This is a genomic window from Sporomusa malonica (genome assembly GCF_900176355.1).
GTDB classification, from domain to species: domain Bacteria; phylum Bacillota; class Negativicutes; order Sporomusales; family Sporomusaceae; genus Sporomusa; species Sporomusa malonica.
In genome coordinates, this window is sequence record NZ_FWXI01000030.1 from 1 (window position 1) to 13,823 (window position 13,823).

Genomic DNA, 13,823 nt, shown 5'->3' on the forward strand with positions numbered 1-13,823 from the left:
TCTCGGTCATGCAACCGAGATACCACATTCGGTATTAGCACCACTTTCGCGGTGTTGTCCCCATTTTAGAGGCAGGTTGTCTACGCGTTACTCACCCGTTCGCCACTAAGTATCCATAAATGAATACTCCGTTCGACTTGCATGTGTTAGGCACGCCGCCAGCGTTCGTCCTGAGCCAGGATCAAACTCTCCAATAAAGTTATATTTATTGGAGCCATTTAATGGCTCAATATAAATCAAAATTTGTTTTTGGTTTGTGTCTTGCGACACGCACGCACATCTGGCATTTTTATGATGCATTACTTTACATTGTTCAGTTTTCAGGGAACGACGTGCATGGATGCACTAGTGTCACGGACGTATCATGGATGATACGCTTTGTCCGGGACCGATTGTTGTCGTTTTGCACTGCTGCTGAATTCGACAGCTTTTATATATTAGCACGTCTATCTCACTGTGTCAATATCTTTTTTCTCGAATTCTTATTCCTATATAACCGGTATATATCGATTGCTTGGAATATTTTGTCGCAGCGATTAGCGACTTTCTTATAGTATCACATACTTTGACACTATGTCAACAAACATATTCTTTGTAATTATTAGGATAGTATACCCCCAGGCAGCACAGAAATGTGCACCTGGAGGTACCTATTATTGTTTCACAACAACTACTATCGGGTTCCGATAATCTCGCCTTCACTGATAGCGGCTTGTGCAGCAGCTAACCGGGCTATTGGCACTCGGTAAGGGGAACAGCTAACAAAATTAAGACCTATTTGGTGACAGAATGCAACCGAAGACGGTTCACCGCCATGCTCACCACAAATTCCGATCTCTAGAGCAGGCTTGGTTTGCCGCCCGCGTTGTACAGCCATCTCCATTAATGCGCCAACACCTTTGCGATCAAGAACAATAAATGGGTTCTCTTTTAAAATCTTTCGCTCCAGGTAATGTGGCAGGAACTTTCCTTCTGCATCATCCCGGCTAAATCCTAACGTGGTTTGAGTCAGGTCGTTTGTACCAAAGCTAAAGAAATCACAGAATTCTGCCAGCTCGTTTGCAACAACACAAGCTCGCGGCATTTCAATCATGGTACCTATCGCATAATGGAATTTTACATTAAACCCTGTCATGGTGCTCTCCGCGATAGCATCAATTTTCTGCTTGAAGAATTTCATTTCGTTTACATCGATTGTTAGTGGAATTTCGACCTCTGGTAAAACTTTGAAGCCTTCTTGCGTCAGTCTTGCTGTCGCGTTAAAGATCGCTTGCATCTGCATTTCATAAACCTCTGGGAAAGTTATTCCCAGACGGCAGCCGCGATGCCCCAGCATTGGATTAAATTCGTGCAGGTTTCGCACCTTTTTCAATAGCTGTAATTTTTCTTCCAGCAGGGCGCTATCCTTCCCAGTTACTCTAAGCTCAGTAGTTTCAATCAAAAGCTCCTCAAGACTTGGAAGGAATTCATGAAGAGGCGGATCCAACAGACGAATGGTCACGGGATACCCTTCCATGGCTTTCAATATGCCGTAGAAGTCACCTTCTTGCATAGGTAAAAGATGAGATAACGCTTCTTGTCTAGCTTCTAATGTTTCAGCTAAGATCATTTGCTGTACAAAAGGCAATCGATCTTGTCCCATAAACATATGCTCTGTTCTGACCAGACCAATACCTGTAGCACCAAACTCCCTTGCCTTTTGAGCATCTTCGGGCGTATCAGCATTAGCACGTATTCCAAGGGTTTTTACCTCATCGGCCCAGCTTAACAAGGTTGTGTACTCAGACGAAATTTCCGGATCTTTCATCGGTACTTGACCTAAGATCACGCGCCCTGTAGCACCGTCAATCGATACAAGTTCACCTTGCTTAACAATCACCGAACCCACACTAAACTCTTGTTTGATATAATCGATTCTAATGGCTTCACAGCCACAGACGCATGGCTTACCCATACCACGGGCCACTACAGCAGCATGGCTAGTCATCCCGCCCCGGCTTGTCAAAATACCCTGAGCGGCAACGATACCGTGAATGTCATCAGGAGTAGTCTCTGTGCGCACTAGCAATACTTTTTTACCAGCCTTGGCTAAATGCTCCGCCTCGTCAGAATCAAATACAACCTGCCCTGAGGCTGCACCTGGCGATGCTGGCAACCCTTGGGCAATTACATTAAGTTTAGCCTCGCTGTCAATCTGCCTGTGAAGCAATTGATCAAGCTGGCCGGGATCTATCAGTAGCAGCGCCTGCGATTTTGTTATTAGTCCTTCTTGAGCTAGCTCATACGCAACCCGAACACTGGCTTGGGCCGTCCGTTTGCCATTACGAGTCTGGAGTATATATAGACGCCCGCGCTCAATGGTAAATTCAATATCCTGCATATTTTTGTAGTGGTTCTCTAACAGCCGGGCAGTTCGGACAAACTCATTGTACAGCTCAGGCATCTCATCTTTTAGCTGAGCAATCGGTCTCGGAGTACGGATACCGGCAACAACGTCCTCACCTTGAGCATTGGTCAAAAACTCGCCATATAATACGTTCTCTCCAGTCGAGGGGTTGCGGGTAAAGGCTACGCCGGTCCCTGAGTCGTTGCCCATATTACCGAATACCATGGACTGAATGTTCACTGCGGTTCCAAGATCATGGTCAATCTTATTAAGGTTACGATAGATGATGGCCCTGTCATTATTCCACGAGCGGAATACTGCTTCAATAGACAAAGTCAGTTGTTCAATTGGATCTTCCGGGAATGGGTGGCCGGTTCGATTTTGTACTAACTTTTTATAGCTATCAATAACCTTACGTAGTGATTCAGCAGTTAGCTCCTGATCGTATCTTACGCCTTGCGCTTCTTTTTGGTTATGCAGTAAATCTTCAAACTCATATTTAGGAATCTCCAGGACAACATCACTAAACATCTGAATAAACCGGCGATAGGCATCATACGCAAACCGTGGATTGTCGGTATTTTTTGCAACTGATTGAACAGTCTCTTCATTAAGTCCCAGGTTCAAGATGGTATCCATCATGCCTGGCATGGAGAACATCGCACCTGATCGTACCGATACCAAGAGGGGATTGGCAAGGTCGCCAAATTTTTTGCCTGCCTGTTCCTCAACAACGGCTAAATTCCGTTTTACTTCATCCATCAGGTTCTCAGGCAGCCTGCGGTCTAAGCGGTAATACTCGGTACATGCTTCAGTGGTGATGGTCATTCCTGGCGGTACAGGCAAACCAATATTGGTCATTTCAGCCAAATTGGCACCTTTACCTCCCAACAAGGCCTTCATCTCAGCCCGGCCTTCTTTAAATAGATAAACAAATTTAGACATGTATACCTACCCCTTTCCGATAAATATTAAGTACATTAGCTGCCGTCTCTTCTATAGATTTGTTTGTCACATCGATAACAGTGCAGCCAATTTTACGCATGATCGACCAAGCATATTCGTATTCTGTTAGGATTCTCTCCCTATTTGCATAATCAGTCTCTATTGATAAGCCCATAGATTTTAGCCGCTGTTTCCTTATTTCCTGTAAAGTATCAGGTTTAATTGTCAGTCCAATCACTTTGTTTACCGGTAAATTAAAAAGTTCGGATGGCAGCGGCACTTCAGCGACAAGCGGCACATTGGCGGCTTTGATGCCTTTATGGGCCAAGTACATGCATAGCGGTGTTTTGGAGGTACGTGATACCCCGATGATTACTAGGTTGGCTTTTTCCAGGCCTCGCGGGTCTTTACCGTCATCATATTTTACGGCAAATTCGATCGCTTCTACTTTAGCAAAATAGGCTTGGTCAACTTTTCTGATAAGGCCAGGCTCACGCCGCGGCACTAAGCCAGTCATGGTTTCTAAAACGCCGATAACCGGATTCATAATATCTACGGTTAGTATGCCAAGTTTGGCAGCTTCTGCTTGCAAACAAGTTATTAAATCCGCTCGAACTAGCGTATATACGACTACCGCACCAGCTTGTGCTGCTTCACTTAATGCGTCCTCTACGCCTTCAATTGAGCTAAGATGGGGCTTGCGATTAATCTCTATAAGAACGCCGTCGAATTGGCTAGCAGCCGCTCTTACTACAAGCTCACCAGTCTCGCCAATTGAGTCTGACAGAATATACACTGTTAGCACACTATTGCCTGCGTTGATAACCATCCCCCCCCTTCCAGATAACCAATACCCAAACGCTGTTAATTATTATACATAATTAAACAATAGAATATCTAACCCTTCTACCGATTTTTGCAACCCTCCTAATTTATTAATATAATATGCTAAATAGTTATTTTAAGACCATTAGTATAGCCTATTTATCTTTTTATTCAACACAATATCTTCATTTCCTCCTGATTAGAAAAAAAAACTATGGGTTCAGACTAACTGGCCGTCCATAGTTTTTTCATTTGGTTATTCCCATTCAATTTTGCTCCCTAGTTATAAACGATTATAGTTGCCCATAATTACTTGACTCTCGCCCTTTGTGTTTTCTTGAAACCGCCAGATATTACAACTGATTGTAATAGCTATTGAATACAAAAAAGCCACTCAACTAACCATGTTATCCGCATTATGTGCTTGAACTTTCTGTAAGTCCGCTGCTTACGCTACCGTTCTTGTTTGCCCCGTCCAACATTGTGCAAAGTAAACGTATTTCGAAACTGCTGTACCGCGCTTTGGCGTCGACGAGGTCGTTATTTTGGTATACCAGGAATTCGCCTATTCTTTATAAGCAAGAACCTCAGATTTCTGTAACAGACTCTAGCAAGAAAATACAATTCTAACAAACCAGCAGCTATTATAATATAAACAAGCCGTTGGAACGGTCAAAAAAGCATAAAGGAGAGATAAAATGAGTAAAGATGCATTGCAGGTTGTAGCCCTACATAGTGAAGGTGGCATCAATTGTTCACAAGCCATGCTTTCCGTTTATGGAAAATACTTTGGAATGCCTAAAGAATTGGCAATAAAAGTTGCAGCAGCTTTTGGCGGTGGGATGGGTGGTATGGGTAAAACCTGCGGAGCAGTAACAGGGGCTTTTCTGGTGTTGGGCCTAACGTACGAAATTGGTAATCCCCAATCGAGAAGTGAAATATATGGTCTTGTCAAGGAGTTCACCAAAAGATTTATCGATCTCCATGGCTCGATCTCCTGTACTGAGCTGCTAGGCTATGACATGAGCACCGAAGAAGGAATGAAGACTATCAAAGAAAAAGGGCTGACTAAGAATATTTGCCCTGGATTAGATCAGAGTGCGGCGGAAATTCTCGAAGAACTATTGGCAGGTAAATTGTAAAAAACCTTCGAGTAATAAGACCACAGATGCTTAATGTGCTTAGCTCTGACGGGTGTATTGCGCTCATGGTGAACATAGTCTAAATGCTCTTAATCAAACCTTCTACAAAATTGATTAAATAAATCAAAACAAGAAGCGTCGCCAGGGCAAAACAGCAGGCTGCGCTTCTTTTCTTCTAAACATTTGTTAATTATTTACCATTTATATTGTCCAGGAGAAATACCAAATTTCTTTTTAAAAGCTTTTTGAAAGTGACTTTGATCACAAAATCCTGTTTCAAGAGCAGCCTCTACCAACGGTTTACCGTAAGCTAACAAATCAGTAGCTTTTTTTAAACGGACTTGCAATTGATAGGTATGAGGCGGTACACCAATTTCTTTTGTAAATACATGGGCTAAATGAAATGCACTAAGCCCTGCAATGGAAGCTAACTGGTCCAGCGACACATTTTCATTGAAACAATCTTGCAGGTACTCACAAACGCGAGATACGGGAGTACGCTCATCACCCATAGTAACTGGTTTTATCCCTTCACAGGAATAATGAGTATATAGCTTTGCAAGAGTATCCAGCAAAAGACATTCTTTTTCCAGTCTTGACGCAGAACCTGCCAATAAGGTGTGTAAGCCGAGAATCTGTTGAGCTAGCATCTGGTTGTATATGACAGGTTGTTTAAGAGCCAATATATCGTGCTTTTGTCCACTTATTTCCTGCATCAGCGACCCGAGCAACACCGTATCGATTCGAATAGAGCGACTCGAATAAGTATAGCCGCTAGGCACACTACTGCTATGTGTTGTATCAGCATTTACAACAACAATACTACCAGGCGTTATATAATATTTCCCAAGCTTTGTCTCATGAAGACCAACCCCCGCCTCACCCACACTTAAACTAAACACACAGTGAATGTGACGCGGGACAGAACGAGCAACACTAGACGTTCTGTATAACTCCAGATCCGGTATATCTTTAATCCGAAAAAATTGAATTTTCTCTTTCAAACCAAATCCCCCCCTGCGTTAAATTACTACTCAGTTGTGAATTCACACAGCAAGAAAATACAATATAAAATTCATACTATCTATTACAATATAGCACATATTACTAAATAAGGGGTGAAAACATGCATACAGCAAACAAATGGAATATGGCTAACTTCCTGACTGCCTACCTGCTGTCGGCTTTTGGCTACGAATTTATTTTTTTTGGTATGACTCTCTATGTGTATGAAATGAGTCAGAGTGCTTTTAAAGTGGGAGTATTTGTTGCTTTAACTTTCTTACCACGGATTTTTGCTTCCTTTTATGGCATTATTGCCGATCAGTATAGTAGAAAAAAAGTCTTTGCCTGGGTAACTGCTATAACAGGATGTCTGGTTGCCCTAATGGTGTTGCATTCAGACATTGCCTGGATTTATCTGGTCTGGCTTTTGATTTCGGTATTTTTGACCTTTATATTCAATGTCAGAACAGCACTTATGACCGAAATCATGACACAAGATAACTATTTACATGGTAACTCGTTGGTATTAATCCTGCTTAATTCGGCTAAAGTGTGTGCCCCGCTGCTGGCAGGATTGGTTAGCACTACCTTGGGTGTAACATCACTATTTTACTGCACAAGCATTATCTATTTCATGGCGTCAGTATTTTGTACCCAAATTCGATTACCATCTGTAATTACAGCAACAAAAAATCAAAAAACAATAGCCGGTCTTAAAGAAGCCTTGCAATACATGAAAGGGAATCAGGATGTCAGATTTCTGCTTTCTGTAGGTGTTTTGTGGCGACTGTTTATTGGTTTACAGGTTTCACTGTTCGTGATTTATATTAAATCCTATCTTGCCCGAAGTGACACCGACTATGGATTGTTCATGACTGCCATTGGTGTGGGGAGTATTTTAGGAAGCCTGGTTGGTCCTTGGTTGGTTAAGCGTGTCCCGTATTCCTCATTAATTTTTTGGGGGTTGTCTCTTCACTACGCTTCTTTTATTCTGCTTGGCCTGTTACATGATTTTTACGCTGCATTGATTCTTGTTTTTCTTAGTTATATTGTATTTTATTCAACACTTGTAGGTCTTCATTCTTTAAGAGATAAGGCAACACTGATCCATATGCGTGGAAGAGTTTACGGTTCGGTTACCGCAATAATGACTCCTCCCGCGATTATTTCTATGTTAGCCGGAGGATATCTAGCAAATTTGTTCGGAGTAGAAAAGATCCTGATTGGAGCAGGCATAACAGCTCTAGTAAGCTTTCATTTACTGAATCTGTCCAAAAGTTTTTCCTCTAACAATGCCAACGAGTTTTCCAATGAGGCGTAATACAAGGATGTGCCAAAATGAATAAACCCTTTTTGTCCGGAGATGGCTTTGCGATAACTGCCGCCCTTATATGGGGAATAAACTATCCATTAGTGAAGTCAATTCTGCAATCTATTTCTGAAAACGAATTTATGCTCATTCGATTTATCGCCAGTACAACCTTGCTAATCAGTTACTTACTGATTAGTGGCGAAGGGATCGGGATTAGTAAAAACCATTATAGCCGCATACTGATGTTAGGGTTACTTGGTGTGGGTTTATATAATGTTCTCTGGACGTGTGGTATCCACCGGACTACTGCCGCCAACGCGGCACTCCTAATCTCCACATCGCCGATCTTTACCGGAATTTATGCAATTGCCATCAAACAGGAGAAAGTTAGTCGAAAAATATGGGCTGGAACCTTATTGGCTTTTGGGGGAATATATCTGATTATTAGCAATACCCCCGGAACAGAGTTTAGCTTTAATTCACGTGTATTTGTCGGCAACTTGCTGGTTTTAAGCGGTTCCTTATTGTTTGCTCTCTACGCAATTATTGCCAAACCATTACTCGAATATTATTCCCCGATAAAGCTTACAGCAGTGGCCATGCTGTGTGGACTTCCCATAATCCTCCTCTATACTATATATCAAAATCCGGAATTTTTATTATCTGCTATTTGCTATGCAACTTGGCTAAAACTATTATTTATAATCTTTTTAGGAACAATAGCCGCATACGTTTTTTGGTACAAAGGCGTTCAGCAAACAAGTCCGGTGAAGACTACAATCTATCATTATGTTGTTCCTATAACCAGCATGTTTTTAGGTGCCTTATTTTTAGAAGAACCAATTAATTTAAGTCAGCTTTTGGGATCACTTTTTGTATTTTTAGGACTAATTATTGCCAAAACAGATCTTATCAGTAGACTTAAACGCACTAGATACTGTTAATTACGGCTTAAAACACGTCAGCTACGCAAGAGATATGTAATACAACCTTACCTAACCCCAAAAACAAAAAGCCTGCAACCCCAGCAAAGTCAACACTTTGTAGGATTGCAGGCTTTTTGTTTTAGATTATTCCCATTCTATTGTAGAAGGTGGTTTGGAGGTAATATCGTAAACAATCCGGTTTACGCCTTTAACTTCATTAACAATGCGCCGCGAGATTGCGTCAAGCACCTCGTATGGCAAGCGTACCCAATCAGATGTCATTCCATCCTCGCTCTCAACAATTCTAAGACCAACTGTATATGCGTAGGTCCGCTCGTCACCCATAACGCCAACACTCTTCATTGCAGGAAGCACGGCAAATGACTGCCACACTTTACGGTACAAACCAGCACGTTTAATCTCTTGATACACAATAGAATCAGCTTCACGGAGAATTTCCAGACGTTCTTCGGTAATTTCGCCAATGATTCGTATTGCTAGGCCTGGACCAGGGAAAGGCTGACGATAAACAATATCCTCAGTCAGATCAATTTCCAGTCCTAAAGCACGAACTTCATCCTTAAATAAGTCTCTCAGCGGTTCGATCAGTTCAAACTTCATATCCTCAGGCAAACCGCCGACATTATGATGGCTCTTGATAACAGCAGCAGTAGCTGTACCACTTTCAATAACGTCAGGATACAGCGTCCCCTGTACCAGATAATCGATATCACCTAATTTATTGGCTTCGACTTCAAATACCCGAATAAACTCTTCGCCAATAATCTTACGTTTTTGTTCCGGTTCAGTAATGCCGTTCAGTCGGGACATAAAGCGGTCAACAGCATCGACATATACCAAATTCATTTTAAAGCCGTCCCGGAAGGTTTTAACAACCTGTTCAGCTTCGCCTTTGCGTAAAAAGCCATGATTAACAAATACACAGGTCAATTGATCGCCGATAGCCCGATGCACTAGTACAGCAGCAACCGATGAATCTACCCCGCCGCTTAACGCGCACAGTACGCGTTTATCCCCTACTTGCGCCTTAATCTTGGCAATGGCCTGGTCAACAAAAGAGCCCATGTTCCACTCGCCGGTACAACCGCAAATGTTGAATAAGAAATTCTTCAGCATCTGCATTCCTTCAGGGGTATGGACAACCTCAGGGTGAAACTGTACACCGTAAATACCCCGACTACTGTTTTCCATTGCAGCCACCGGCGTACTGTTGGTATGCGCCGTAATAGAAAAACCAGTTGGCGGTTCAGAAATATAGTCGCCATGGCTCATCCACACTTGAGTTTCGGCATTGACTTCGGTAAATACACCATCATTTTTATCCACATACAGACGTGTATTGCCATACTCACGCGAGGTAGCGTGCGCCACCTTACCGCCTAAGGTATGGGCTGTTAGCTGCATACCATAACAAATGCCAAGAACCGGCAGGTTAATCTCAAATACCAGCGGATCACATTTGGGTGCGCCGTCACCATACACACTGGACGGGCCGCCAGAAAAAACGATGCCCTTAGGCGCCATCTGGCGGATTTTATCAATACTAGTATTGAAAGGTACTATTTCGCAGTATACTCCGCATTCACGGATTCGTCTGGCAATTAGCTGGCTGTATTGGCCACCAAAATCCATGACTAAAATCATTTCTTGTTTAACTGTCGTCATCGTTTAGATATCCCCCTTTAATTAGCTCCATTGGATTAAGGTTTACTGTATACTGATCAGCACGCGCTCAATCAGTCCTAAGCCGTAGCCAGTTTGTAATAGGTTAGCAGAGCTACCTGACGCGTATACCATAGCTCCAGATCAGACAATTGTCGGCAATTTTAGTTATCGGCATATGTCTGAAACTTTATGCAATCTTCTTCTATTCGCTACATATCACCAAATTCCTGCCAAGTAAGGAAAATATGATCATAAAGTTAAATGAGATCGCATCACTATGTTCGCTGAAAACCGACCATCGGTCATTGCGAGCAGTAGCGTGGCAATCTCATACTTGTTCCAATAAAATTTTCTTAATGCCTCTGTATCCCTTTATCGCTATACTTTTCTAAAAGCTCACCCACAGTAACAAAGGTATATCCCTCGGCCTTAATCCGCTCAATTAGAATCGGTAACGCTTCGGCCGTTTGCACCGGAGTATCAGAAGCATGCATCAAAATAATAGCACCTGGTTTAATCCGCTTCATGACGCGTTCAACAATTACATCCCGCCCAGGGTTTTTCCAGTCCAGTGAATCTACATTCCAGATAATGGTTTTATATCCTAGCTCATCAGTGGCTTTTAACGACTTCTGGCTATAGTGGCCATTTGGCGGACGCAGGAGCCGCGGTTCCACACCGGTAACCTCTTTAATTTGTCCGTGGGCTTTGGTAATATCTTCTTTCACCCATTCAGGCGACATATCGCCATAATTTTCATGCCGATAACCATGACTTGCAATCTCATGGCCATCTTTTGCAATACGCTGAGCCACTTCGGGAAACTTCGTAGCCCATGGCCCCATAATAAAGAATGTCGACTTTATGTTGTTTTTCTGCAATGTATCTAATATTGACGGTGTAAATTTATTGCCCCACGAATGATCAAACGTAAGCGCTATCACCTTTTGATCAGTACGGGTCCCGGCAATAGCCATAGGTCCGCCGGAGATTATATCTGTCACTTGTACATACATAGCCGTTATCGCAAACAAGCCAATGATGCTGTAAAAAATATTCCGGTGATAAAACAGGCGGTGCAAATTAATAATCATAGGTCCCCCTCCTTCCGCAGATACAGTAGTATGTATGCGTCAGGAAGGGCGTTTATGCTATCTCGCTTGCCACTTTATATAGGGGTATTTCTCCAAAGCATAAATGATCATTTTATCTGACACCGTATAAGCCAGCCGCAAAGTAACAACAACAGTAGCTGCCGTTATCCACCAAATCCACTGACTATGTCTTATATCGCTAGGAATAAGTAACCCAGCTGCCAGCATGACAAAAATAAACATACTACTAAGTGGGATAGCTGTTTGGATAACACCAAAACCAAGCCGGGTGTAGATTAGCGTGTTGAAGGTCTGCTTTCTGGCAAGAAACAACTCTAAACAAGCATCAAACCGCTCATTTACCCACGCTTCTTCCTGACCAGTGATAATAATCTTACCGCCGGCAGGAACAAAGTTTTTGAGTGCCAATGCCATTGTGCCTTTGTCTGGTACCTCAACAGTTAAAGTAATTTGATCAATCCGGGGTAAAGTTTTAGCCAGACTAATCAGTTGCTCCAGACTTTCAACCGTTTGAGTTGGCCGTTGTTCAGCTTCCGTCTTCCCTAGGAGGTCGTCACTGGTTCCAACAACTGCATGCCAGAGAAACTCTCCGTCTTGGCTGAATATGTCCCATAGTTTGGTAAATAATTGTTCGTCAAGAGTACAAGCTGGTATGCGGCTTTGCTCAATGTGTTTGTATTCCAAACGTAATACCTCCATAGACTGAAAAGTTAACTTTCTTAATATATCAGTATATAAGAAAACCCCTTCACAGGGAAGGGGTTTGTCTTAATTATTAATTTATTGGGTTAGTAAGCGAGGGCTTACATCATGCCGCCCATACCGCCCATGCCACCCATACCACCCATGCCGCCCATTCCAGCAGCAGCGCCGCCGTCTTTTTCAGGCTTATCAGCAATAAGGGTTTCGGTGGTAAGAACCATAGCCGAGATACTAGCAGCGTTTTGCAGCGCCGAACGAGTAACTTTGGCTGGGTCAACAATACCAGCGGCGATCATATCAACATATTCTTCGCTCAGAGCGTTGAAGCCAATGCCCTTACCGGATTTCTTAACATTCTCTACAACAACCGAACCTTCTAAGCCGGCATTGTTAGCAATTTGACGTACCGGCTCTTCGATAGCGCGTCTAACGATTTCAACACCGGTTTTTTCGTCACCAACAAGTTTCAGGCTGTCTAAGCTAGTTTGAATGTCGATGAAAGTGGTTCCGCCGCCAGCAACAATGCCTTCTTCAACGGCAGCACGGGTTGCATTGAGAGCATCTTCAATGCGGAGTTTCTTCTCTTTCAGTTCAACTTCAGTAGCAGCACCTACCTGGATAACGGCTACGCCGCCAGCCAATTTAGCCAGACGCTCTTGCAGTTTTTCTTTATCGAAGTCAGATGTAGTTTCTTCGATTTGGGCGCGGATTTGATTAACGCGTTTTTTAATGTCTTCGGCCTGTCCGTTACCGTCAACAATAGTGGTTTCCTCTTTGGAAACACGGATTTGACGGGCACGACCAAGATCCTCAAGGGTTACGCTATCAAGCTTGCGGCCCAGCTCTTCAGTAATAACAGCACCACCGGTAACAATGGCGATATCTTCCATCATAGCTTTTCTGCGGTCGCCAAAGCCTGGAGCCTTAACAGCGACAGCGCGGAAAGTGCCGCGAAGTTTATTAACAACCAGCGTAGCCAGAGCTTCGCCTTCAACGTCTTCAGCGATGATTAAGAGTTCTTTGCCTTGTTGAACTACTTTTTCAAGTACTGGCAGCATATCGGCGATAGCACCAATCTTGCGGTCAGTTACTAAGATGTATGGATCGTTTAAAACGGCTTCCATTTTGTCCGGGTCAGTAATCATGTAAGGGGAGATATAACCGCGGTCAAACTGCATGCCTTCAACAACTTCAAGGTCGGTGCCCATGGTTTTGGACTCTTCAACAGTGATAACACCGTCTTTGCCGACTTTTTCCATAGCTTCAGCAATCAATGAGCCGATTTCTTCGTCGCCAGCAGAAATCGAAGCTACTTGAGCAATAGCGTCTTTGGTTTCGACTTTCTTGGCGCTCTTTTTGATTTCATCAACAAGCACGTTTACCGCCTGTTGAATGCCTTTTTTCAGAATCATAGGATTAGCGCCGGCAGCAACGTTCTTCATGCCTTCGCGAATCATGGCTTGTGCTAAGAGAGTAGCAGTAGTAGTACCGTCGCCGGCTACGTCATTGGTTTTGGTAGCAACTTCTTTAACAAGCTGGGCACCCATATTTTCAAACGGATCTTCCAGATCAATATCGCGGGCGATGGTTACGCCGTCATTGGTAATGGCTGGAGCGCCGAATTTCTTATCAAGAACTACGTTACGGCCTTTAGGTCCTAAAGTAACTTTAACAGCGTTAGCCAGAGCATTTACGCCTCTCTCGAGTGCCCGGCGTGCTTCTTCGTCAAACAAAATTTGTTTAGCCATTTATGTATTACCTACCTTTCACTTTATAATA

General features: G+C 43.1%; 10 protein-coding genes and 1 rRNA gene. 3 read left to right on the forward strand and 8 right to left on the reverse strand.

Annotated elements, in window-relative coordinates; genetic code table 11:
• The 3 genes from B9A22_RS22535 to B9A22_RS22545 form a co-directional block, all read right to left on the reverse strand.
• Positions 1-197 (reverse strand): 16S ribosomal RNA (locus B9A22_RS22535); the annotation flags it as partial.
• 476 nt (positions 198-673) lie between these two features.
• Positions 674-3,331 (reverse strand): pyruvate, phosphate dikinase, encoded by a 2,658-nt coding sequence (gene ppdK, locus B9A22_RS22540; RefSeq protein ID WP_084578202.1) that lies wholly within the window; start codon positions 3,329-3,331, stop codon positions 674-676.
• Positions 3,324-4,160, reverse strand: coding sequence for a pyruvate, water dikinase regulatory protein (locus B9A22_RS22545; RefSeq protein WP_084578203.1), 837 nt, complete (start codon positions 4,158-4,160; stop codon positions 3,324-3,326). Before B9A22_RS22545 ends, ppdK begins: the two co-directional genes overlap by 8 nt.
• Before the next feature lie 694 nt (positions 4,161-4,854).
• Between B9A22_RS22545 and B9A22_RS22550 the strand changes: the two genes are divergently transcribed.
• Positions 4,855-5,298: a C-GCAxxG-C-C family protein gene (locus B9A22_RS22550; RefSeq protein ID WP_084578204.1), complete on the forward strand. Its 444-nt coding sequence runs from the start codon at positions 4,855-4,857 to the stop codon at positions 5,296-5,298.
• Positions 5,299-5,492: 194 nt separating this feature from the next.
• Here B9A22_RS22550 and B9A22_RS22555 read toward each other — a convergent pair whose 3' ends face one another.
• Entirely contained in the window at positions 5,493-6,302 is an 810-nt protein-coding gene (locus tag B9A22_RS22555) for an AraC family transcriptional regulator (RefSeq protein WP_084578205.1), read from the reverse strand.
• Between the two features lie 122 nt (positions 6,303-6,424).
• On the opposite strand from B9A22_RS22555, the gene B9A22_RS22560 reads away from it, so the two are divergent.
• Positions 6,425-7,624, forward strand: a complete 1,200-nt coding sequence (locus tag B9A22_RS22560) for an MFS transporter (protein WP_084578206.1) — start codon at positions 6,425-6,427, stop codon at positions 7,622-7,624.
• A gap of 17 nt (positions 7,625-7,641) precedes the next feature.
• On the forward strand, positions 7,642-8,559 hold the full coding sequence (locus tag B9A22_RS22565) for a DMT family transporter (protein ID WP_084578207.1): 918 nt from the start codon (positions 7,642-7,644) through the stop codon (positions 8,557-8,559).
• A 126-nt stretch (positions 8,560-8,685) separates the two neighbouring features.
• Here B9A22_RS22565 and guaA read toward each other — a convergent pair whose 3' ends face one another.
• From guaA to groL, 4 genes are all read right to left on the reverse strand, one after another.
• Positions 8,686-10,227 carry a glutamine-hydrolyzing GMP synthase gene (gene guaA, locus B9A22_RS22570; protein WP_084578208.1) on the reverse strand — a complete coding sequence of 514 codons (1,542 nt, stop codon included), beginning with the start codon at positions 10,225-10,227 and terminating at the stop codon, positions 8,686-8,688.
• A 353-nt stretch (positions 10,228-10,580) separates the two neighbouring features.
• A complete protein-coding gene (pdaB, locus tag B9A22_RS22575; protein WP_084578209.1) occupies positions 10,581-11,321 on the reverse strand; it encodes a polysaccharide deacetylase family sporulation protein PdaB in 741 nt (246 codons plus the stop codon).
• A gap of 57 nt (positions 11,322-11,378) precedes the next feature.
• Positions 11,379-12,026, reverse strand: a complete 648-nt coding sequence (locus B9A22_RS22580) for a hypothetical protein (RefSeq protein WP_084578210.1) — start codon at positions 12,024-12,026, stop codon at positions 11,379-11,381.
• 119 nt (positions 12,027-12,145) lie between these two features.
• The gene (groL, locus tag B9A22_RS22585) at positions 12,146-13,792 is read right to left on the reverse strand and encodes a chaperonin GroEL (RefSeq protein ID WP_084578211.1); all 1,647 of its coding nucleotides are present in this window, start codon (positions 13,790-13,792) and stop codon (positions 12,146-12,148) included.
• Between the last annotated feature and the right edge of the window lie 31 nt (positions 13,793-13,823).

Bases quoted from the DNA above. Each gene is read 5' to 3' on its own strand.
- ppdK (WP_084578202.1), bottom strand. From the start codon at position 3,331: ATGTCTAAATTTGTTTATCTATTTAAAGAAGGCCGGGCTGAGATGAAG.
- B9A22_RS22545 (WP_084578203.1), bottom strand. From the start codon at position 4,160: ATGGTTATCAACGCAGGCAATAGTGTGCTAACAGTGTATATTCTGTCA.
- B9A22_RS22550 (WP_084578204.1), top strand. From the start codon at position 4,855: ATGAGTAAAGATGCATTGCAGGTTGTAGCCCTACATAGTGAAGGTGGC.
- B9A22_RS22560 (WP_084578206.1), top strand. From the start codon at position 6,425: ATGCATACAGCAAACAAATGGAATATGGCTAACTTCCTGACTGCCTAC.
- B9A22_RS22565 (WP_084578207.1), top strand. From the start codon at position 7,642: ATGAATAAACCCTTTTTGTCCGGAGATGGCTTTGCGATAACTGCCGCC.
- guaA (WP_084578208.1), bottom strand. From the start codon at position 10,227: ATGACGACAGTTAAACAAGAAATGATTTTAGTCATGGATTTTGGTGGC.
- pdaB (WP_084578209.1), bottom strand. From the start codon at position 11,321: ATGATTATTAATTTGCACCGCCTGTTTTATCACCGGAATATTTTTTAC.
- groL (WP_084578211.1), bottom strand. From the start codon at position 13,792: ATGGCTAAACAAATTTTGTTTGACGAAGAAGCACGCCGGGCACTCGAG.